Origin of the sequence: Corynebacterium striatum, assembly GCF_016728105.1 — a bacterium.
In the GTDB taxonomy this organism is placed as follows: domain Bacteria; phylum Actinomycetota; class Actinomycetes; order Mycobacteriales; family Mycobacteriaceae; genus Corynebacterium; species Corynebacterium striatum.
In genome coordinates, this window is the sequence record NZ_CP068158.1 from 252,573 (window position 1) to 273,533 (window position 20,961).

The 20,961-nt window shown below is 59.0% G+C and carries 20 protein-coding genes; 8 read left to right on the forward strand and 12 right to left on the reverse strand.

The annotated features are described in order from the left end of the window. Window positions 1-114: 114 nt before the first annotated feature. Complete coding sequence (locus I6I72_RS01215; RefSeq protein WP_049063720.1) at window positions 115-1,389, forward strand: Nramp family divalent metal transporter; 1,275 nt, start codon at window positions 115-117, stop codon at window positions 1,387-1,389. A 5-nt stretch (window positions 1,390-1,394) separates the two neighbouring features. On the opposite strand, the gene I6I72_RS01220 is transcribed toward I6I72_RS01215, so the two are convergent. The 5 genes from I6I72_RS01220 to I6I72_RS01240 all read right to left on the reverse strand — a co-directional run bounded on the left by I6I72_RS01220 (window position 1,395) and on the right by I6I72_RS01240 (window position 8,208). After that, window positions 1,395-2,825 carry a YkvI family membrane protein gene (locus I6I72_RS01220; RefSeq protein WP_046645567.1) on the reverse strand — a complete coding sequence of 477 codons (1,431 nt, stop codon included), beginning with the start codon at window positions 2,823-2,825 and terminating at the stop codon, window positions 1,395-1,397. A 153-nt stretch (window positions 2,826-2,978) separates the two neighbouring features. Beyond that, on the reverse strand, window positions 2,979-4,031 hold the full coding sequence (locus I6I72_RS01225) for an NAD(P)-dependent alcohol dehydrogenase (protein WP_049063722.1): 1,053 nt from the start codon (window positions 4,029-4,031) through the stop codon (window positions 2,979-2,981). Between the two features lie 84 nt (window positions 4,032-4,115). Next, the gene (gatB, locus tag I6I72_RS01230; RefSeq protein WP_049063723.1) at window positions 4,116-5,621 is read right to left on the reverse strand and encodes an Asp-tRNA(Asn)/Glu-tRNA(Gln) amidotransferase subunit GatB; all 1,506 of its coding nucleotides are present in this window, start codon (window positions 5,619-5,621) and stop codon (window positions 4,116-4,118) included. Between the two features lie 144 nt (window positions 5,622-5,765). Further along, the gene (locus I6I72_RS01235; protein WP_034657607.1) at window positions 5,766-6,797 is read right to left on the reverse strand and encodes an ATP-dependent 6-phosphofructokinase; all 1,032 of its coding nucleotides are present in this window, start codon (window positions 6,795-6,797) and stop codon (window positions 5,766-5,768) included. A 10-nt stretch (window positions 6,798-6,807) separates the two neighbouring features. Then, window positions 6,808-8,208, reverse strand: a complete 1,401-nt coding sequence (locus I6I72_RS01240) for a DHA2 family efflux MFS transporter permease subunit (RefSeq protein ID WP_049063761.1) — start codon at window positions 8,206-8,208, stop codon at window positions 6,808-6,810. A 47-nt stretch (window positions 8,209-8,255) separates the two neighbouring features. Between I6I72_RS01240 and I6I72_RS01245 the strand changes: the two genes are divergently transcribed. Then, window positions 8,256-8,579: a hypothetical protein gene (locus I6I72_RS01245; RefSeq protein ID WP_005532119.1), complete on the forward strand. Its 324-nt coding sequence runs from the start codon at window positions 8,256-8,258 to the stop codon at window positions 8,577-8,579. Window positions 8,580-8,723: 144 nt separating this feature from the next. Here I6I72_RS01245 and I6I72_RS01250 read toward each other — a convergent pair whose 3' ends face one another. The 3 genes from I6I72_RS01250 to gatC are packed head-to-tail and all read right to left on the reverse strand — an operon-like array spanning window position 8,724 to window position 11,325. Beyond that, window positions 8,724-9,533: a siderophore-interacting protein gene (locus I6I72_RS01250; protein WP_005532116.1), complete on the reverse strand. Its 810-nt coding sequence runs from the start codon at window positions 9,531-9,533 to the stop codon at window positions 8,724-8,726. 5 nt (window positions 9,534-9,538) lie between these two features. Further along, window positions 9,539-11,023, reverse strand: coding sequence for an Asp-tRNA(Asn)/Glu-tRNA(Gln) amidotransferase subunit GatA (gene gatA, locus I6I72_RS01255; RefSeq protein ID WP_049063725.1), 1,485 nt, complete (start codon window positions 11,021-11,023; stop codon window positions 9,539-9,541). Continuing rightward, entirely contained in the window at window positions 11,023-11,325 is a 303-nt protein-coding gene (gene gatC / locus I6I72_RS01260; RefSeq protein WP_005532113.1) for an Asp-tRNA(Asn)/Glu-tRNA(Gln) amidotransferase subunit GatC, read from the reverse strand. Before gatC ends, gatA begins: the two co-directional genes overlap by 1 nt. A gap of 198 nt (window positions 11,326-11,523) precedes the next feature. Here gatC and I6I72_RS01265 point away from each other — a divergent pair, with 198 nt between their 5' ends. Continuing rightward, complete coding sequence (locus I6I72_RS01265; protein WP_046645562.1) at window positions 11,524-12,183, forward strand: ACT domain-containing protein; 660 nt, start codon at window positions 11,524-11,526, stop codon at window positions 12,181-12,183. Between the two features lie 17 nt (window positions 12,184-12,200). Here I6I72_RS01265 and I6I72_RS01270 read toward each other — a convergent pair whose 3' ends face one another. Together I6I72_RS01270 and ligA are read right to left on the reverse strand one after the other, a co-directional pair. After that, on the reverse strand, window positions 12,201-12,962 hold the full coding sequence (locus I6I72_RS01270) for an HAD family hydrolase (protein ID WP_049063727.1): 762 nt from the start codon (window positions 12,960-12,962) through the stop codon (window positions 12,201-12,203). A gap of 3 nt (window positions 12,963-12,965) precedes the next feature. After that, entirely contained in the window at window positions 12,966-15,002 is a 2,037-nt protein-coding gene (gene ligA, locus I6I72_RS01275; protein WP_165033284.1) for an NAD-dependent DNA ligase LigA, read from the reverse strand. Window positions 15,003-15,078: 76 nt separating this feature from the next. On the opposite strand from ligA, the gene I6I72_RS01280 reads away from it, so the two are divergent. The 5 genes from I6I72_RS01280 to I6I72_RS01300 all read left to right on the forward strand — a co-directional run bounded on the left by I6I72_RS01280 (window position 15,079) and on the right by I6I72_RS01300 (window position 18,945). Then, complete coding sequence (locus I6I72_RS01280) at window positions 15,079-15,750, forward strand: 3'-5' exonuclease (protein ID WP_046645560.1); 672 nt, start codon at window positions 15,079-15,081, stop codon at window positions 15,748-15,750. 38 nt (window positions 15,751-15,788) lie between these two features. Next, a complete protein-coding gene (locus I6I72_RS01285; protein ID WP_049063732.1) occupies window positions 15,789-16,310 on the forward strand; it encodes an ArsR/SmtB family transcription factor in 522 nt (173 codons plus the stop codon). Further along, on the forward strand, window positions 16,310-17,320 hold the full coding sequence (locus tag I6I72_RS01290; RefSeq protein WP_201807315.1) for a serine hydrolase domain-containing protein: 1,011 nt from the start codon (window positions 16,310-16,312) through the stop codon (window positions 17,318-17,320). The genes I6I72_RS01285 and I6I72_RS01290 overlap by 1 nt, the downstream gene beginning before the upstream one ends. Then, the gene (locus I6I72_RS01295; protein ID WP_049063734.1) at window positions 17,317-17,628 is read left to right on the forward strand and encodes a hypothetical protein; all 312 of its coding nucleotides are present in this window, start codon (window positions 17,317-17,319) and stop codon (window positions 17,626-17,628) included. Before I6I72_RS01290 ends, I6I72_RS01295 begins: the two co-directional genes overlap by 4 nt. A 408-nt stretch (window positions 17,629-18,036) precedes the next feature. Further along, the gene (locus tag I6I72_RS01300; protein WP_065420388.1) at window positions 18,037-18,945 is read left to right on the forward strand and encodes an ATP-binding protein; all 909 of its coding nucleotides are present in this window, start codon (window positions 18,037-18,039) and stop codon (window positions 18,943-18,945) included. On the opposite strand, the gene I6I72_RS01305 is transcribed toward I6I72_RS01300, so the two are convergent. Together I6I72_RS01305 and mnmA are read right to left on the reverse strand one after the other, a co-directional pair. Continuing rightward, window positions 18,946-19,857: a uroporphyrinogen decarboxylase/cobalamine-independent methonine synthase family protein gene (locus tag I6I72_RS01305; RefSeq protein ID WP_005532100.1), complete on the reverse strand. Its 912-nt coding sequence runs from the start codon at window positions 19,855-19,857 to the stop codon at window positions 18,946-18,948. Next, on the reverse strand, window positions 19,857-20,942 hold the full coding sequence (mnmA, locus tag I6I72_RS01310; protein WP_049063735.1) for a tRNA 2-thiouridine(34) synthase MnmA: 1,086 nt from the start codon (window positions 20,940-20,942) through the stop codon (window positions 19,857-19,859). The genes I6I72_RS01305 and mnmA overlap by 1 nt, the downstream gene beginning before the upstream one ends. Window positions 20,943-20,961: the final 19 nt, after the last annotated feature.

Below are 20,961 nucleotides of genomic sequence, written 5' to 3' on the forward strand. Positions count from 1 at the left end.
CAGCGGCGCCAAAGCCGCCCGGTTACAAAGTCGAGTGCTCAAAACCACACCAGAGCGCCGGGCGCTACTCTATTGTGACCTGTAAAACATTTCGATTTACAGGAAGGCGCACCCATGAGCACCCCCGCATCCTCATCACCTCCCGCTAGTGGGCATAAAGACGTACCGAAGTGGAAAGTAATCGGACCTGGCCTCGTCGCCGCCGCAACCGGTGTTGGTTCTGGTGACTTGGTCGCCACACTCATCGCCGGTCAGAAGTACGGCTTCGCGCTTCTCTGGGCCTGCATCGCGGGCACCATCATGAAGATCGTCTTGGTCGAGGGCGTCGGACGCTACACCCTGGCCACCGGCAACACCATGTTCCATGGTTGGTCATCCCTCGGTAAATGGACCTCCTGGTACTTCGCCCCTTACATCATCATCTGGGGATTTGTGTACGGTGCCGCCGCCATGAGCGCCACCGGCATGGCTCTCCACGCGCTCATCCCGCAAGTCCCACTCGTAGCCTGGGCCGTCATCTCCGGCCTCATCGGCTTCGGATTAACCTGGGCCGGCCAATACCGAATGTTCGAGAAGATCATTGCCGTCTTGGTGGGCATCATGTTCCTCACCGTGGTGGGAATCGCCTGCCTATCGCTAAGCAACATCGGAGAAATCCTCAAGGGCTTGGTACCAACGCTGCCAGAGGGCTCATTCGTTTATGTGCTCTCTCTTGCCGGTGGTGTGGGTGGCACAATCACACTTGCCGCTTATGGCTATTGGCTGCATGAGAAAGGCTGGGACTCCCCTCCGTGGATGCGCGTCATGCGCCTCGACAACACCGTGGCTTACGTGGTCACCGGCATCTTTGTTGCTGCAATGCTCATCATCGGCGGCGACTTGCTCTACTCTGCCAACATCGCTGTTTCCAAGGGCGATAAGGGACTGATTGATCTGGCTGACGTCCTCCGTGACCGCTATGGCAGCTTCATGGCACCGGTCTTCTTGATTGGATTCTGGGCCGCCGCGCTGTCTTCCGTTCTTGGCGTGTGGAACGGCGTTTCCATGATGTTCGCCGACTACGTCGGGCACATCAAAAAGCTGCCCCAGGAACACCCCGATACGCAGATGGGTGGCAAGTACTACCGCTGGTTCGTCTTGTGGCTTACCTTCCCACCGATGCTGCTGCTCTTCCTGGGCAAGCCCACGGCACTCGTTATTGCCTACGGTGTCCTCGGCGCATTCTTCATGCCATTCCTCGGCCTCACCCTATTGATATTGCTCAACACAAGGCACACGCCGCGCGAGTGGCGCAACGGTTGGTTCGTCAACACGTTGATGGCCATTATCTCGGCGGCGTTTGTATATATCTGCGTCAACGAGCTCATCAAGATCTTCGTTGGCGGCTAGTTAAGCTATTTCGCGACTTCTTCCCCTTCGGTAGCTTCTTCAACGGGTTCCTCCGGGTCTCCGGATGCGCCCGTTTCTTCGATCCAGGCCTTGATCTCTTCCTCCGTGCGATCTGTTTCTACAGCGTCACGCTCGGTATAGAAGGAAGCATCGTTGCGGTTTTCCTCCCACACTTCCTTATCGAAATCAACGTCGTCATCGCTGTCGAGAGACTCGGCGACCTCGTAAGCAAGGTCGTCGAAAAGCGCCTCATCCTCCATGTTGGAGTCAACGATGTGCTGGCCGAGCTCGTCGTCAAAGCGCTCCGCATCATATTCCTTGTCCGGGTGCAGCTTCAGGTGCAGCAGTGCGCGGATTCGCTCACGACGTATGCCCTCATCCTTAATCTGGCCGAGCGATTTGAGCCACGCCACCGCCAAGATGAAGACTAGGACAATGCCCATGTAACCAAGAACCGGGTACACGTATTGCATCAGCGTCTTAAAGCCGGCGAAGGACACCGCGAAACCAGCAACACAACCAACAATAAAGATGATGCGGTAGCGGGCTTCATGTCCGGAGGAAAGGCGCTTACCCAGGGCGTAGAACATTCCGATCGCGGTATTAAAGATCATCAGATAAATGATGACCGCCATGATCACGCCGAGCACTGGGTGAATGGAATCCACCAAGGTCAACATCGGAATATCAGAGTCCCCGAGCATCTCGGAGTTCATGAGCAATGCAAACCCGGCAACGCCCATGAGTACCGAATAGAGAGCGCCGCCGACGACGCCGCCCCAGCCAGCCTCACGCGGGCTAATGTTGTCGCCGCCAATAACAAGGGACATGGACACGGCCAGAATCAGAGCCAGACCGTTGTAGTTGAGCGCGGATACCAGCCAGTTAGAGATTGGTGACTCGATTTCTGCGGATGCTGCGATGGCCGCGCTCGGGTCTGCCGGCATATTCAGCGCAGTATAGATACCAACACCGATGACCGCGATGATGATGGTCGGAGTCAGCAAGCCAATCACCTGGGAAACCTTACTGACGTCCATCATGCCCACGGCAATCACCATGACCAGCATCAGCAAAGAACCAACCCAAGCAGGCCAGCCGAATTGTTGTTCCATGTTGGAACCCGCGCCGGCGAGCATCACGAAGCCCACGGCAAAGAGCGTCAAAATGACAGCCACGTCCAAGACTCGCGAGATGAATGGGTGAGTTACCTCGCGGAAGACCTGATTGTGCTCAGAAGCGTGGAAGTAGCTTCCCAGCTGAAGGAACACGGTGCCCGCAAGCGTCATAACGATGCCGGCGACAATAATTCCCCACACGCCGGACAGGCCGAAGGACGTGAAGTACTGCACGACTTCCTGGCCAGTGGCAAACCCAGCACCGACGAGGAGGCCAACAAAGGACAAAGAAATGGACAGGATATTTTTCAAAGACACGGGTGTCTCATTGCCTTACTTGATAGACGATAGTCCCTTTCCACGATACGGAAAGCCGCACGTTATGACGTTAAAGAACGGGGTGAGATTACGCCGCTTCCATAAAAAGCGTGACGTACCTCATCCCGTGGGGAATGCACCAAGGCCCGGCTCCTAGGCCGGGAAGGTCTCCGTATCGATAACGAACCGGAACTTCACATCACCCGCGACCACGCGGTCATACGCCGCATCGACCTCGTCGACGCTGACCTTTTCAATCACTGCGCCAAAGCCGTGTTCGGCACAGAAATCCAGCATCTCCTGGGTTTCCGCAATGCCGCCGATGTTGTTACCGGTGAGCACCTTGCCACCGCCAATGATGCGGTTCATACGCAGCGACAGCGCCTCTGGTGGCAAGCCAACAACGGACATAATGCCGCGTGGTTTCAGCAACCCTAGGTAAGCCTCTAGGTCGTATTGCGCAGAAATCGTAGACAGGATGAAGTCGAACTCGCCGCGATGGTTCTTGAAGAAGTCTTCCTCTTCATTCGTCGCAAGAATGCGAGCCGCACCAAGTTCCTTTGCTTCCTTCTCCTTTCGGGAGGTACGAGAAAGAACAGTTACGTCAGCACCCTTGGCTACAGCAATCTGGACGCCCATGTGGCCCAAACCACCAAGGCCCACAATCGCGACCTTGTCGCCTTCCTGCACGTTCCAGCGAGCCAGCGGCGAATACGTAGTAATACCTGCGCACAGCAAAGGTGCCGCGACGTCGAAGTCAAGGGAGTCAGGGATGTTCAGGACGAAGTTCTCATTAACCACGACTTTCTGGGCGTAACCACCTTGAGTGATGGTGCCGTCCACGTCCTTAGAGTTATACGTTCCGACGCCACCATTAAGGCAGTTTTGTTCCATTCCGGCCTGGCACTGCTCGCACTCGCCGCAGGAGTTCACGAGGCAGCCAACGCCCACACGGTCGCCGACCTTAAACTTGGTGACCTTATCTCCGACTGCGGAAACTACGCCCGCGATTTCATGGCCCACCGTCAGCGGAAAGTGGGCCTCTCCCCACTCGTTGCGAATGGTGTGGATATCGGAGTGACAGATGCCAGCAGCCTTAATATCGATAACAACGTCGTCTTCACGAGGATCGCGGCGCTCGATATCTACTACCTTGAAAGGCGCATCGGGCGCGGTCTTTTGCAGAGCTTTTGTCTTAATGGGCATGGGGACGATCCTACGCCAATTTTCATTATCAGCGCTTAATGGAAATCGTCCCCATGTAGCGAAGGTGCAAAGGCACCCAGTTATTTACTTAAGCTTCTCCGCAATCAGCTTGTTGACCTGTGCCGGGTCAGCCTTACCGCGGGTGGCCTTCATGACTGCACCCACGATTGCGCCGGTGACCTTGGTGTTGCCGGCCTTGTACTTCTCAACGATGTCTGGGTTAGCGGCAAGTGCCTCGTCCACGGCTGCCTCAATGGCACCGTCGTCACGCACAACCTCGAGCCCGCGCTTTGCGACGACCTCATCAACGTCACCCTCGCCTGCCAAGACGCCGTCGACAGCCTGGCGAGCAAGCTTATTCGTCAGCTTGCCCTCGTTAACCAAAGCCACAACCCGTGCGACCTGCTCCGGGGTGATTGCGAGCTCGGCCAGCTCGATACCGGCCTCGTTCGCCTTACCAGTCAGGTAAGAAACCCACCAAGAACGAGCCTCGTCCGGCTTTGCACCGGCTTCGGCAGTAGCGACGATAAGGTCAAGCGCACCGGCGTTTACCAGGTCGCGCATCTCCTCATCCTTAAGGCCCCACTCCTCTTGGATGCGGGCGCGGCGAATCCACGGCATCTCCGGAAGGGTCTTGCGGATCTCTTCGACCCAGTCACGGGAGACGATAACCGGCGGAAGGTCCGGATCGTTGAAGTAGCGGTAGTCCTCAGCGGTCTCCTTCGGACGGCCCTTAGAGGTGGATCCGTCAGCTTCTTGGTAGTGGCGGGTCTCCTGCACGATTTCGCCGCCGTCGGTGATGACCTGAGCCTGGCGCTGCATCTCGTAGCGCACTGCCTGCTCGACGGATTTCAGCGAGTTGATGTTCTTGGTCTCGGTACGGGTACCAAACTCCTCCTGGCCAATCGGGCGCAGGGAAAGGTTGGAGTCCACACGCATCGAGCCCTGGTCCATGCGCGCGTCAGAAACGCCGAGCGCTGCGACGAGCTCGCGAAGTGCAGAAACATATGCCTTAGCTACCTCTGGGGCGCGCTCACCCGCACCAATGATCGGCTTGGTGACGATCTCAATAAGCGGGATGCCTGCACGGTTGCAGTCAACCAGGGAGCTCGTCGCACCATGGATACGGCCGGTAGCGCCACCGATGTGGGTTAGCTTGCCGGTATCTTCCTCCATGTGTGCGCGCTCGATCTCCACACGCCACTCGGTGCCATCCTCCAGCACGACGTCTAGGTAACCGTCGTACGCGATAGGCTCATCGTACTGGGAAATCTGGTAGTTCTTTGGCTGGTCTGGGTAGAAGTAGTTCTTGCGAGCAAAGCGTGAAGATTCAGCAATCTTGCAGTTGAGCGCGAGACCAATCTTGATAGCGCCTTCGACGCCCTTAGAGTTCACAACCGGCAGTGCGCCCGGCAGACCCAAGGAAACTGGGTCTACGTTGGAGTTAGGAGCCGCATTGAAGTTCGTCGGCGATGTCGAAAACATCTTGGTCTCCGTGTTGAGCTCCACGTGAACTTCCATACCCATCACGGGTTCAAACTTTTCAAGGACCTCGTCGTAGTCCATCAGGTCATACATCGCAGCAGTCATGGGTGCCATCTTAGTATGAAGCCACGAACGCGCATGCATTCCCCTAGGATGGCCGATACGGTTGCGCACTACCTCGCATCCACTTCTAGGCAAAACGAAAAATGTCACCGCACAGGCGCGGTGACATTTTTATATACGTCCTATTTAGCCAAACAACGCTTGGGCATTGGCATAACGCTTTGGCGGAACCGTCTTAAGCTTGCCCACTGCCTCTTCGAGCGGAACAAGATCGATGTTCTCGCCATGCAAAGCGACACACATACCGGACTTGCCCTCGTGAGCGGCACGAGCGGCGTGCACGCCGTAACGGGTAGCCAGAACGCGGTCGTAGGCAGTCGGCGTACCGCCACGCTGGATGTGGCCAAGAACGGTGGTACGAACGTCGTAGCCCGTACGCTTCTTGATTTCATCGCCGATGACTTGGCCAATGCCGTTGAAAGTCTGGTGACCGAACTGGTCTACCCCGCCTTCCTCGAACTCCATGGTGCCTTCCTTCGGCAGCGCACCCTCAGCCACGCAGATGATTCCGTACTTCTCGCCCATCTGGAAGCGGCGCTCCATAGCTTTGGTGATCTCAGCGATGTCAAATGGAACCTCTGGGATAACCGTGTAATGAGCGCCACCAGCCATGCCGGCATGCAATGCGATCCAACCCACGTGACGGCCCATGACCTCGACGATGAGGATACGGTCATGGGACTCAGCAGTGGTGTGCAGGCGGTCGATAGCGTCAGTAGCCACGGATACTGCGGTATCGAAACCAAAGGTGTAGTCCGTAGCGTTAACGTCGTTATCAATGGTCTTCGGAACGCCGATAACCGGGATTCCGTTGTCGGACAGCCACTTGGCGCCCTTGAGCGTTCCCTCGCCACCGATGGCGACCAATGCGTCAACACCCGCATCCGCCATGTTGGTCTTGATGGTGTCCAGCCCAGCCTTGAACTTGTCTGGGTGCAGGCGACCCGTGCCGAGGATGGTACCGCCTCGCAGGAGGATACGGTCGATCTCGGCATCGTCGTAAAGATCGCGACGGCGGTCCTCCATGAGGCCTACCCATCCGTCCTCGTAGCCCACGACGGTGGAGCCAAATTCGTTGGAAGCGGTGCGAACGACCGCGCGGATAACAGCATTCAGTCCGGGGCAGTCGCCGCCGGAGGTAAGTACAGCAAGGCGCATATTCTCCAACTTACCCCTGATGGGCCGCGCCCGCACCGTGCAGGGTGTCTCTGAAGAAGAGCGAGGCGCATAGTCCCACGGCAAGCACCGCGACAATCACCCATAACGATGTGGCAATCCCCGCCGCTTGCAGCGCCGCAGACACCCCAGCAACGCCGAGCACCGACCCCACTTGGCGCGAGGTGTTGTACACGCCCGAAGCAGCGCCCATGAGTTCCGGCGCAACGTCGCGCATGGTCGTCGCAGCATTCGAGCCCCAGATGAAGGACTGCCCGAAACCAAGCAAGGCGATAGGAGCACACATCCACCACGCAGAAACGTCACTGATGATGACCGCAAACGCCGCGCCAAACGATGCCACCAGGATGCTAAATCCGGTCATCGCCAAGCGCCGCGGGTCCAAGCGGTCAGCCAAGATGCCCGCCAATGGCGAGACCACCAGCGAAACAATCGCCATTGGAGCGACGATGATTCCCGCTGTCCCCGCCGGCATACCCTTTTCGTTCTGCAGCCAGAGCATGATGGGCAACATCATCGAGGCCGCCATAAAGCCCATTGTCACGATGGCCACGCTGCCTACCGAGTAATTCCTATCTGCAAAGAGCTGCAATGGCACTAGCGGCTCTGTTCCTCGTGCAGCTGCTGTTGCCTGCAAGCACATGAACCCCGCCAACGCGAGGCACCCAAACGCTAACAGCGCCCAAATCCACACCGGCCATCCCGTTGCCGGACCCTGCTGTATTCCAAACACCAGCGCCGTCAGGGCGAGAAAGGAAACAAATACCGACAGCACATCGATCTTGCGAGACGTCGTCTGGAGCACGGGTACCCAAATTGCCGAAAGCACCACGGCAGCGATAACGAAAGGCATGTGCACCCAAAAGACCGCTTGCCAGCCGAATGCACCGACCAAAAAGCCACCCAGCAATGGTCCAGTCAGCGAAGCAACCGAACCAATAACACCCCAGGCGCCCAGCGCGCGGCCGCGGCGTTCACGCGCGAACACGCGATTAATAACCGCCATCGTCTGCGGCATCTGCAACGAAGCACCAATACCCTGCACCGCACGGGCTGCAATCAATATCTGGATATTTGGCGCCAGCGCGCACATCAGCGCGCCGATACCAAACAAACTCACTCCACACTGGAACATCTTCTTTTGTCCGAAGACGTCTCCCAAGCGACCCGTGAACAACAGTGGCACGACCACCGCTAGCAAGTAAATGGCTGAGACCCACAGAACCTCATTGACGTTGGCTGACAAATCAGCCTGAATGCGAGGGAGGGCCACCGCAATCATCGATTGATCCAACAGGGAGACGAAAAATCCCAGGGAAAGCGCGAACATCGCGCGCCACGCATCGCGTTCCGGTGGCACCTCTGAGACGGCTGCAAAAGTGGGCACTGTCATGCCGGGAAGTCTAGCCATCTCCCCAAAAGGAAGCCTAAACTGACCCCATGTCCATGATTGATGTAAAGAAACCAAAGCAAGTATCCACCGCAACCACCGTTGCCCTTGGCCTCATCGGCGGCTGGGTAACCGCCAAAGAAACGGGTATCCGCCCTCTCGGTGGCGTAATCCTCGGCGCGGCGGGCATCTGGGCCGGCCGTTCCTGGCTCGACAAGACCAATCCTGCCACCACTGCCGCTCTGTCTGCGCTCTACCTCGGCGCATTCGGCGCTTCCCACCCCCTCGCTAAGAAGATCGGAGCGTGGCCGTCTGTCCTTACCGTGACTGCAGCCTCTGCGGGCGCTGCATACTTCCTTTCAGATGCAAAGTAACTTCGGCGACAGCCTAGGAGTTAAGTAGCAAACCAAATAAGGCGCCCTGTCAGCCACCCTTAAAGTAGCGAGGGCGGCCGAGGGCGCCTTATTCATCTCTCTTACAGTGTGCCCCACCCTCAAACAACGCGTGCGCTCAAAACCCTATCGCCGGTTCTTCCAGTATCCAGAGATCGACGCATCCTGCTTAGCGACGCCCCTCTCCCGGAACAGGTAGCGCCGCGCATCCTTCACTATGCTCGACGGCCCACGCACGAACCAGGCCGTACGCGCGTGCTTTACGTTGTGTTCACGCAGGGCGTCGACAAGCGCCTGCCCTGCCGGCTTACCCTCCCGGTACAGCCACACCACCGACGAGCCCTCCGGCATCGGAATCTCGTGGCCCGGTGCTGCGACCTCCACGTAGGCAGTTGCGCTCGCCCCAGCCGGAATCCTCTCCAGGCCACACGCAATCGCTGGTGCCGCCGACTCGTCGCCAGCAAACACAAACTCTTGAACCCCGGGCAGCGGTGTCGTCGGTGACCACTTGCCGCCTGGCCCCTTATAAGAAAACGTTTCTCCCACGTGCACATCACGCGCCCATGGTCCTGCCACCCCAACATCACCGTGGAAGAAGAAGTCGATCGCGATCTCTCCGGTGGCGGTGTCCACCTTGCGCAACGTGTACGAACGCGTCTGCTCACCGAAGAAAATCTTGATGTAGTGATCCGTCTTGTCTAAGGAAAGACCGACCATATCGGGCGCCTGAGCAAAGACCCGAATCATATCGACTGAAAGCTGCTGCTTGCCTGTCACGGTGGCGGTGCCATACCGCTTCTTAGCAACATGCTTGTGTGGCACCGCAGCGGGTGCGAGCTCGCCAGAAGAAAGAGCCTCACGTGCCGCACGGAACCCATCAGAGAATCCGGCGGCATAACCTGCCCGGAAGCCCTCGGTCCAGTCTTGCTCAGGCATCGCCGCTACTTTCGGCCAGCCTCGTATGCCGCGCCAACCTTGTAGAGGCGATCGTCGGCAAACGCTGGCGCCATGATCTGCAGACCGGTGGGCAGGTTCGTGTCCGACGCCAAGCCGGAAGGAACGGACATGCCGCACACGCCAGCCAGGTTCAATGGCAGGGTGCACAGGTCGAAGTTGTACATCGCCATCGGATCCTCAACCTTCTCGCCCAGCTTGAAGGCCGTGGTCGGAGTGGTTGGGGAAACTAGGACGTCAACCTGCTCAAATGCCTTGGTAAAGTCCTGCGCAATGAGGGTACGCACACGCTGTGCCTGCAGGTAGTACGCGTCGTAGTAACCCACGGACAGCGCGTAGGTGCCCAGCATGATGCGGCGCTTGACCTCGGGACCAAAGCCCTTAGCACGCGAGAGGGACATGACCTCTTCAGCAGAGTGCGTGCCGTCGTCGCCTTCACGCAGGCCGTAACGCATGCCATCGAAGCGAGCGAGGTTTGAGGAAACCTCGCACGGCATGATCAGGTAGTAAGCGGCCAGCGCATCATCAAAGTGTGGGCAGTCCACCTCGACAATCTCCGCGCCCTGCGCCTTGAGCTGCTCTACCGCGGCGTGGTAAGCCTCCATGACGCCCGGCTGCCAGCCATCGCGCTCGAACTGCTTGATGAGGCCAACCTTCACGCCCGAGAGGTCGCCGTTAGCACCCTCGCGGGCAGCAGCGACAACCGGAGCAACCGGCTTGTCCACCGAGGTGGCATCGAAGGAATCGTGGCCCGCGATGATCTCGTGCAGCAGTGCAGTATCCAGAACCGTGCGAGCGGTCGGACCAGCCTGGTCCAGCGAAGATGCGGCGGCGATCAGGCCGTAACGGGACACGGTGCCGTAGGTCGGCTTCACGCCAACGGTGTTGGTCAGGGCGGCCGGCTGACGAATGGATCCACCGGTATCGGTACCAATGCCCAGCGGTGCCTGGCCCGCAGCCAGTGCAGCGGCGGTGCCGCCGCCAGAACCGCCCGGGGTGCGGTCAGTATCGTACGGGTTATGGGCTGGGCCATAAGCGGAGTTCTCATTGGAAGAACCCATGGCGAACTCGTCCAGGTTCGTCTTGCCCAGGATCGGGATGCCTGCCTCGCGCAGCTTGGTGACCAGTGTGGCGTCATAAGGAGACATCCAGCCTTCGAGCATCTTGGATGCTGCGGTGGTCGGTGCGTCGGTGGTAACCAGAAGGTCCTTAAGTGCCAATGGCACGCCAGCTAGAGCTGACGCCGGCTTCTCCCCCGCGTCGAGTGCCTTATCGACAGCGTCGGCGGTAGCGAGCGCCTGCTCTGCACCGACGTACAGGAACGCGTTGAGCTCGCCATCGGTCTCCGCGATGCGGTCCAAGAAAGCCTGGGTAACCTCGCGCGACGTCAGCTCGCGGGAGTGAATCTTCTCCGCCAGCTCCGCAGCGGTCATGGACAGAACTCCCTCGGTTGGAGCGATAAAAGTAGCCATTATTCGTCTCCTCCACCCAGAATCTGCGGTACTACGAAACGCTCATCCTCTGCAGCCGGAGCCTGGTCCAGAGCCTGCTCGGCGGTCAGCGTGCGAACAATGACGTCCTCACGCATCGGGGCAACAACGGAGTGCGGGTGGGACATCGGCTCAACACCCTCGGCATCGACCTTGCCCACGGCAGACACGGAATCGACAATCTTGTCGATCTGCGTCGCAAACTGCTCCAGCTCTTCGTCGCTCAGCGCGAGGCGCGACAGCTTAGCCAGGTGCGCGACCTCTTCACGCGAAATCTCAGACACGCGTTCTCCATCCTTTTATTCACAGACGTGATTGGTTACATGCTTGTAGCTATCGCACCATGTTACTGCACCCAACCGGACACCACAGCACCAGTCCCACCTGCAGGTAACGATATGGATACACCCGCGTCTTTATTGAACAGCGTCAATTGCGGCTTGTACGATGGTAAAAACTATTCCTCCTACCGAAAGTTAGTCATGTCCTTCCTCGTACGCGTCCTCATTCCAGACACACCTGGCAGTTTAGGCTTGCTGGCGGACGCGTTAGGCAACGTCAATGCCAATATTCAATCGGTAGACATCGTGGAAAACTTCCCCGACGGAACTGTCATGGATGACATTGTCATCGAACTTCCGCAAGGGACCATGGCGGATGAGATTATTACAGCCGCGCAAGGCGTCGACGGCGTAGAGATCGACTCCATCCGACCATTTAGTGGCCGCGTCGACCGCCGCGGCCAGATTAGCTTGCTTGCCGACGTCGCTTCCAAGAACAACGTCACCGCCGCTATGCAGGAAGTATGCGCTGCAATCCCGAAGGCACTTACCTCTAACTGGGCCATCGTAATCAACATCAATGCCCCCATCAGCCGCGTGGCTGGCTCCGATGCCGCACCAGAAGATGACGGCTCCATCCCCACTAGCATCGCCGTAGACACCGCCCGAGTCCTTCACCCTGAGCGCGAGGACTGGATCCCTGAGTCCTGGGCACTCCTTGATTCTGCACTAGCCGCTGCCCCCCTCGTTGGCACCGACTACGTCATCGTAATGGGCCGCGTCGGTGGACCTGACTACCTCGCATCAGAGGTCGAGCACCTTGGACACTTGGGAACTATCTTGGGGGCATTCCTGCGCTAGTTGCGCAAAGAGCCGCATTAGTTTTCTAGGCCCCTCAAGGCCGTGATCACGTCTTCGGCAACAACATCGCATGCCGCCTGCACCTCAGGCGCGGCCCACGGAAAGGTTACCGAGACGTCGGCAAGCGCATGCATGGGCAGGTCGTTGTGTCCATCGCCAAAGGTGATCACCTGCATCTCGGCACGGGGGCGGTGCAGGTACTCGAGCAACCAGTTGATAGCGAACCCCTTGTCATGGCCCGGCGGCGTGATATCGAAGAAATTCCGGTTCATCGCCGTACCAACGTCGAAGCGCTGCCGCACCCACGAGGCGATCTCCAGCTGCAGGTTCTTCTGCCCCGGCGTCCACACCGCCACCAACGGAAAGACACCAGCGTTAAGCTCAACCGGAACTGGGTCTTTAATAATCGGGTTGTGCAACCCTTCTACCTTGCGCAGCAGCGCCCCGTCACGCTCACGCAGCCGCGTGCAATACAGGTCGATAGCCGGGACGTCGTGAAGCTTGGTATAAACCGCTTCGACCACCGCCGGTGGCACGTGGCTTTCATAGAGCAGGTTCCACTCGCCGTCCATGATGACGGTCCCGTTACACAGCAGGTAGTAATCAAATTCGAGCCCCGAGCCACGCAAGTCGCGGCGCGCAGAGAATGCAGACTTGCCCGTGGTCACCACCGCTAAGTTGCCGGCGGCACGCCAAGCGGCGATTTCCTCCGCAATGCCATCAGGCACACTTCCGTCGAAGTAGACGGTGCCGTCCAGGTCAAAGGCCGCCAGCTTCATCGCCTAAGCTTCACCCGTCTCCAACAAGCGCTGGAATCCGGCTTCATCCAGGATGGTAAGACCCAGCTCACGCGCCTTGGTTTCCTTAGAACCAGCGTTCTCACCGACCACCACGTAGTCCGTTTTCTTGGACACCGAGCCCGACGCCTTGCCGCCGCGCGTAATGATGGCCTCCTTGGCCGAGTCGCGAGAGAAGTTCTCCAGCGTGCCCGTCACCACGATGGTCAAGCCTTCCAGGGTCTGCTCGTGTTGCTCCGTAGCGGTATCCTCCATGGTCACGCCTGCGGCAGCCCACTTCTCGACGATGTTGCGATGCCAATCTTCCTCGAACCACGCTTTAAACGACGCCGCGATGATCCCGCCTACGCCGTCGGTATCCGCGAGGTCGCTTTCCGACGCTGCCCGCAGCGCCTCCATCGAGCGATACCTAGTGGCCAGTGCACGCGCTGCAATCGGGCCAACGTGGCGAATGGACAGGCTGACAAGCACTCGCCAAAAATCAGTCTGCCGCGCGCTTTCCAAGTTCTTCAACAGCTTCTTGCCTTGCGCGTTGAGCTTGCCTGCTTTTGTCGTATAGGCAGAGGACTTCAGAAGCTTTTCTTCGTCGAGGTCGAAAAGATCCGCTTCGTCAACAAGCACGCCCGACTCAATGAGATCTACCGCGGCCTTCTCCCCCAATGCCTCAATGTCCATACCCTTGCGGGAGGCCAAGTACTCAAGGCGCGCGGAAAGCTGAGCTGGGCAGCTACGTGTATTCGGGCAACGCCAGTCTTGGTCGCCGTCTTTTTGCGGTGCCAGCTTGGTGCCGCAGGAAGGACAATTCTCCGGAAATACCCACTCGTGCACGGAGTCATCCCGCAGCTCCAGAACCGGTCCCAGCACCTCAGGGATAATCTCGCCGGCCTTGCGGATGACAATGGTATCGCCAATCATCACGCCCTTGTTCTTGACCTCGAACTGATTGTGGAGGGTCGCCTTCGACACCGTGGAGCCTGAGACAAACACCGGCTCCATCACCGCGAATGGCGTGATCCTGCCCGTGCGACCCACTCCTACCTCAATGTCCAGCAGCTTGGTGGTCACCTCCTCAGGCGGGTATTTATAAGCGATGGCCCAACGCGGCGCGCGGGACGTCGCACCCAACGCACGCTGCGAAGCCAAGTCGTCGACCTTGACCACGAGGCCGTCCATTTCAAAATAGGCGTCATGGCGGTGTTCCGCCCAGTGATTGATTTCCTTTTGCACTGCGGCCGCTGATTTAACCTGCTTGGTGTACGGCGAGACTGGGAATCCCCAGGCCTCCAAGGCCTGGTAGGCATCATGTTGGGAGCTTGGTTGGAAGCCATCACGTGCGCCAATACCGTGGCACACCATGTGTAGGCGGCGCTTCTTCACCTCGTTGGGGTCCTTCATGCGCAGGCCACCTGCCGCAGCATTACGCGGGTTGGCAAACGTCGGCTTGCCATCCTCGCGGCGCGCCGCGTTGATCTCCGCAAACTCGTCAGGGCGCATGTAGACCTCGCCGCGAACCTCAATCAGCGCCGGCACAGGATACTCATCGGTGCCGCTTAGCTCGTGCGGGATATCCGTAATCACCTTGGCATTGGCGGTTATGTCCTCTCCCACGCGGCCGTCGCCACGGGTTGCCGCCGTGGTCAGCTTGCCATCCCGATAGACCAAGTCGATGGACAGGCCATCAATCTTCAGCTCAGTCAGGTACGTCTGCGCCGGCGTTCGGTCGAGCCAATCCTGCATCTCCGATTCATTGAATACATTGTCCAAGCTGTAGAGGCGCTCCAAGTGCTCAATATCCGCAGCGCCCTCCGGCGCCGCGCCAACCTGTTGGGTGGGCGAATCAGGAACAGCCAACTCAGGATGCTCTGCCTCAAGCTTGAGCAGGCGCTGAAACAGTTCGTCAAAGTCAGCATCAGGGATCGAAGGCTCACCGTTGTAATAGAGCTCGCGGTGCTTACGCACTTCTTGCGCAAGCTCGGACCACTTTCGTTGGATATCTACGGAGTTTTCTGCAGAGTTAGTCACGGTCAACCAGTCTAGTCATCACCTCCGACACCGAGTGCCACAGTCCGTGTCCGATCCAAGCGCTAGAGTGTTTCACATGAACTTCGACGCCACCCGCATGCTCTCCTTCGACCTCGAAACCACCTCCGTCAACCCCAAAGAAGCGCGCATCGTCACCTCTGCGTTGGTGCGCATTGATGGACGCGACGTCGACAAACGCGAAATGCTCGCAGACCCCGGCGTGGAAATCCCCGAGGCAGCCGCCAAGATCCATGGCATCACCACTGAAAAGGCACGCGCGGAGGGCCAGCCACACGACGAAGTCCTAGCCGAGACGCTCCGCTCCATCCGTCAGGCGTGGGACGACGGTCTGACGCTCATCGTCTACAACGCCGCCTATGACCTCTCCGTTTTGCGCGCACTCACGGGCGATTTCACGGTTGACGGTCCGGTTTTCGATCCCTTCGTCATCGACCGAGTCAAGGACAAGTGGCGCAAGGGCAAGCGCACGCTTGGCGACGTTTCTGCACACTACGGCGTCACCCTCGAAAACGCTCACGAAGCAACCTCGGACGCACTCGCCGCAGCTCGCATCGCCTGGATGCAGGTGCGTCAGCACTTCCCAGAACTGGCCCAAATGGACACCACCGAGCTCATGGAGTACCAGGCCGTCGAGTGGTACAAGGACCGCGAGTCCTTCAAGAAGTACTTGGAAGGCCAAGGTAAGGACGCAAGCGACATCTCCACCGCTTGGCCAATGATTGGCTAAATATTGCGACATTTTTAAAATTCTGGAATTCTATAAATATGAATTCCAGAACTTCCGCACCTCAACTCGAAGCCCGCCTCGCCGCCCTCGAGGCCCGTGTCGAGGCTCTCGAAGGGCAGCACTCGGTCACTCCGCCCCCAGCACCCACCTCCGATTCCCGCTACTGGCTCGTCGAGGCCCTCGAAGAAGGGCCCGACATTCCCGACGGCTCCGTCATCTTTGGCGGCGACGTCACCATCGGCAATCGCGAGTACAAATACCAATGGCAGCGCCCCACCCAATTCGTCACCGACGAGTCTTGGGAAGAAAACATCAAGCGTCTTAGCGCCATCGCACATCCCACCCGCGCGGAGATCCTGCGTCGCCTCCTGTGTGCGCCCGCCAGCGTCAGCGACCTTGTGCAGGAGGGGCTGGCTAGCTCGACAGGAACCGCATATCACCACCTCAACGAACTCAGCAGCGCCGGGTGGATCGCCAAATCCAAGTCCGGCGCCTTCGAAATCCGGCCGGCCCGCGTCATCCCCCTCATGACAATCATCACGGCGGTGGAGGCACACTAATGAGCTTTTCCATTGGCAAACTCGCAATCGGATTCCTGGTCGCTGCTCTCGTAGCAGCCGTCCTTGTCCTGGTAGGCCCTCACCGCATCGCCCTGGCAACCGAGGCCACTGGCTCGACCGACCTAGCCCAGAAGCTGCGTGACAATGCACAGCGCGGTCACCACAATCTGACGGCCTTTACGCTGTCGAACGGCAAGGTCTCCTTCGCAGGCCTTGGCGCCGACGAACATACCGAGGTCGAAATCGGCTCCGTAACCAAGATGTTCACCGCTGAACTGCTGCGCCAGGAGGTTGAGAGCCAGCATCTGACCTACGAAACCAAGGTGGGCGAGGTCCTCGACACCGGCGACTCCCCCATTAGCGACGTCACCCTCACCGAGCTCACCGAGCACACCTCGGGACTTCCCCGCCTCGCCCAAGGCACCAGCTTTCTTAGTTTAACCTCGGCTTTTAGCGGCAAGAATCCCTACGCCAACGAGACCAAGGCAGACATCCTCTCCGCCGCCAAGGACGCGAAATTAACGGGCCGCGGCACCGAGTCCTATTCCAACCTCGGATACGCCTTGTTGGGCTTGGTGCTAGAAGAGTCCTCCGGCAAATCCTACGAGCAGCTCCTACGATCCAACATCCTCGAGCCCGCCGGCATGGAGGAGACTTACCTCATGAGCCTAGGGGCAGTGCCTGACAACGCCTCGCGCGGGCTGACCAATCGCGGCAGAAGCGCCGAACCCTGGGAGATGCCCGGCACAGGTCCAGCCGGCGCTATCCGTTCGACTGCACACGACATGACTAAGTTTGCCGAGTGGATGCTCGCGTACGGCGACTTCACCCATGGCTGGCAAGAAAACCCAGTCGAGGACGGCGGCGGCTTCTGGCACAACGGCGGCACCTACGGCTATTCCTCGATGCTCATCATTGACCCACGCACTCGCCACGCAGCCTTCGTCAACAACGATTCCCCTGCCGGGACCGAAAACATCACGCGAACCATCTTCAAGGAGCTGCCATGATGGACTATTTACCCCTGCTGGTCACCGCATTTTTCCTCTGCAACATCGTCTGGTCCATATGGAAGTCCTGGACCGCTCCGAAAATCACGAGCTACCGCATTTTCGATGCCGTGATAACCTGGCTCGTCGTCGCTTTTCTCGGAGGTGTACTCGGCTGGAACAGCTCGCTGAGCATCTGGTGGTGGTATGCGCTCGTGGCGCTGACCGCGCTTTATGCGGGCGCAGTCGCGCTACGCCTACAGATCCCCCGCGTCGCGCACGAGCATCTTCACCAGCAATCGCAAAACCAATGCGGCGTCCCTCGCTGAGATGTTCGCCCAAGCCGTCGATGTTCTGCCCAGTCTCCAACCCCTTGAACAAGGTGATGAAAGTACCTGCCGCGGCTGCCATCTCCCACAAAGGTTCAGCGTGGAGATAGTCAGCACCAAAAGATTCGAGCGTATCGAAGGCCACTTCAGCCGGTTGGTAGCAATGACGGCACTTTATGCTGGAAAAGCGGCCTTTCACAGAAAGTCTCCCAAATCTCCAACCTCCGAAAAGTCTCCCAAATCTCCAAAATCTCCCATCTTGAGGTAGCCTTGCCGTCTACGAGCACCCGCAGTAATCCTTTCCGCCCCACCTTCGGAGTCCCGCCTCTTTATTGGGTGGGCCGCACTGCTGTGCTCGATGCATTCCGCAATGCCCTGTAGTCCCCAGCCGGCGCCTCCGCTCGCACGATGATCGTCAGCGGTGCACGCGGTATCGGAAAGACGGTTCTGCTCAATGAACTGGAGGATTCTGCGAAAGCACAAGGCTGGATATGCATTCGAGCTTCTGGGCGCACCAACATGGTCGAGGAGCTCGTCGAGACCACCATTCCGCGGTTGATCGAGCAACTCGCGCCCCGAGATAAGCGGAAAATCAACCGCATCGGAATCGGCGGGGTCGGAATTCTGCTCAGCATCGACGAAGTTCAAGACGCCTCAGTAGAAGACCTCACTTCTATCGCAGTGGCCTACCAGGATCTCCTGCGCTATGAGCTCGACATTTCCTTTGTCGCCGCCGGATTGCCGCAAGGCGTCAACCGCCTGCTCGATCTCCCAGGCGTTACTTTCTTACGCCGCGCCCAAAGATTCGTTCTGGGTCCGCTTTCTGCAGGCAACGCCTCCGAAGCCTTTACTGCCACCGCAGCTGACTCGGGCCTTAATTTCTCATCGGAGGCAATCAGCAAGGCCGTCGAGCTGTCGAAGGGCTACCCATACCTCGTTCAGCTGGTGGGTTCCTTGGCTTGGGAGCGCGCATACGCCCGCGACGAGACCCAGATTGAAGCTTCAGACGTAGACAGCATTGCCGACGAAGCCATTTCCATCCTGTGCGCTCAAGTGCACTTGCCCGCCGCGTCTTCGCTGCCTCCTGCTCAGCGCCAGTTCCTTGACTCGATGTCTAGTGCTTCCGTTGATGGCATCGCCACGATTACGGAGATTGCAGAAAGCCAAGGCCGCACGGTCCGCTCGCTTTCGGCAACGCGCCAAAGGCTTATCGACGCCGACCTCATCGAGCCCGCCGCCCACGGCGAGCTGCAATTCGTCATCCCCTACATGGAGCGCTTCTTCAACTCCACCGACAAACTCGGCAGGGCCGACTAGCTAGAGATCACCGGCGTCGCGCACCAACATGCCCGCCGTCTCCACGACCGAGCGCAGCGTGCTTGCCGACGCCTCCCTTGGCACCACGTCCACCGCATCCACCAGCAGCTCACGTGGCATACCCATGCGGTCAAAGTGCCGGGCCACAGCCACTGCTTCTGCCCGCGCATCGACACCCGCGATTGCGAAACCGATTCGCTTGCCTTCGCTTAAGAACTCGCCAAGGCCATCGATGTTCTTTGCCGTGTCAAGCCCAACGAAGTCAGTCACGAATGTTTCCGCGGCATCGGCGATTTCCCAATGCGTCCCCGAAACGAGATAGTCCGCACCCAACTCCTTGAGCTTCTCCCGAGCAACTTCCGCTGGGACCGCGCGAATCTCGTCAAAGTCGGTGGTCCCGGGGACCTTTCCAGTAAGGACGTCGCCAAGCAAAGGCTCATCCACCTGCACCCGCACCTGACCGTGAAAACGCCGCTGCAACTTAGCCACGTGATCCGCGATGCCCATCTGCAGGGCTTCATGCAGATCGCGGGTAGCACCGGCGTCGGAAAGCACGCGGTGTCCATTCGAAAGCTCCACCGCCGCTGCTAAGCTCCACGGCCCCAAAACCTGCATCTTTAAGACGGGAACAGACTCGCCCCATACCTCTTGGATGGCGTCCAAATCACGCTCCCACAGATCCCAGGTGCGTCGCATCATCAGCTGTGGGCGCTGGGTCATCTGCCACGCGCGTGGGCCGCGGTCAACGTTGACCGCTTCTAAAAGCGCGGCCGTAGAGCCCACGGCATCCGCACCAAGCCCGCGCTCGGGAAGCTGCGGAATCGCCGGCAGATGCCCAGACTCGCCCATCACGATGTCGGCAGCCTCCGTCATGGAAACCCCACGCATCGGCCCCAGCGAAAAGCCCGTCACTATGCCGTCCCGCAGATGGTTCCGGAACCCAAGACGATGTCGCCCAGCTCATCGGGGCTTGGCAGGTACAGCACTGCGGCTTGGCCGCGTGCAACACCGGAGAGCGGTTCTTTCAGCTCCAGCGTCATCTTGTCGCCATCGCGATCCACGTATGCCTTGCAAGGCACAACCGACCCGTGCGCGCGAACCTGAACCTCGCACTCCAGCTCGCCGTCCATGGCCGGGTGCAGATACTTCAGGCGATCTGCCTGAATCGTTGAAACCGCCAAATCCTCGCGCGCGCCTACCGTCACCGTTCCTGTTGCAGCGTCGATATCCGTGACATAGCGCGGGCGCCCGTCCGCCGTGGGCTCCTTAATGTCAAGGCCCTTGCGCTGACCGATGGTGTAGTTCCACGCACCATCATGTTGCTTGAGCTCCTGGCCCTCCTGGTCCACGATCATGCCCGGACGCAAACCGATTCGGGAGCCCAAAAATGCCTGCGTATTGCCATCCGGAATAAAGCAAATGTCGTAGGAATCGGGCTTCTTCGCTGTGGAAAAGCCATGCCGCGCCGCTTCCTCGCGAATCTGCGGCTTTGGGGTATCACCAATCGGGAAGTAGCAATGCTCGAGCTCTTCTGCGGAAATCACGCCGAGAACATAGGACTGATCCTTGTTCTCGTCCTTGGAACGGCGCATGTAGCCGGCGTCGTCAAGCGTGGCGTAATGGCCCGTGGCTACGGCATCGAAGCCGAGCGCCATGCCCTTTTGGAGCAGCGCCCGGAACTTGATCTTCTCGTTGCACCGCAGACAAGGATTCGGCGTCTCGCCCCGGGCATAAGAATCCACGAAGTCCCCGATGACCTCCTCTTTAAACTGCTCGGAAAAATCCCACACGTAGAAAGGAATGCCCAGCTTGTCACAGATGCGACGCGCGTCTGCAGAGTCCTCCAAGGAGCAGCAGCCTCGCGCCTTCTCACGGGTCTGCTGAGCATCCTTATGTAGGGCCAAGTGCACGCCCACGACGTCGTGGCCTGCCTCCACCGCTCGGGCTGCAGCCACCGAGGAATCGACGCCACCTGACATCGCAACGAGAACTCGCACACATACTCCTTTACTTCGG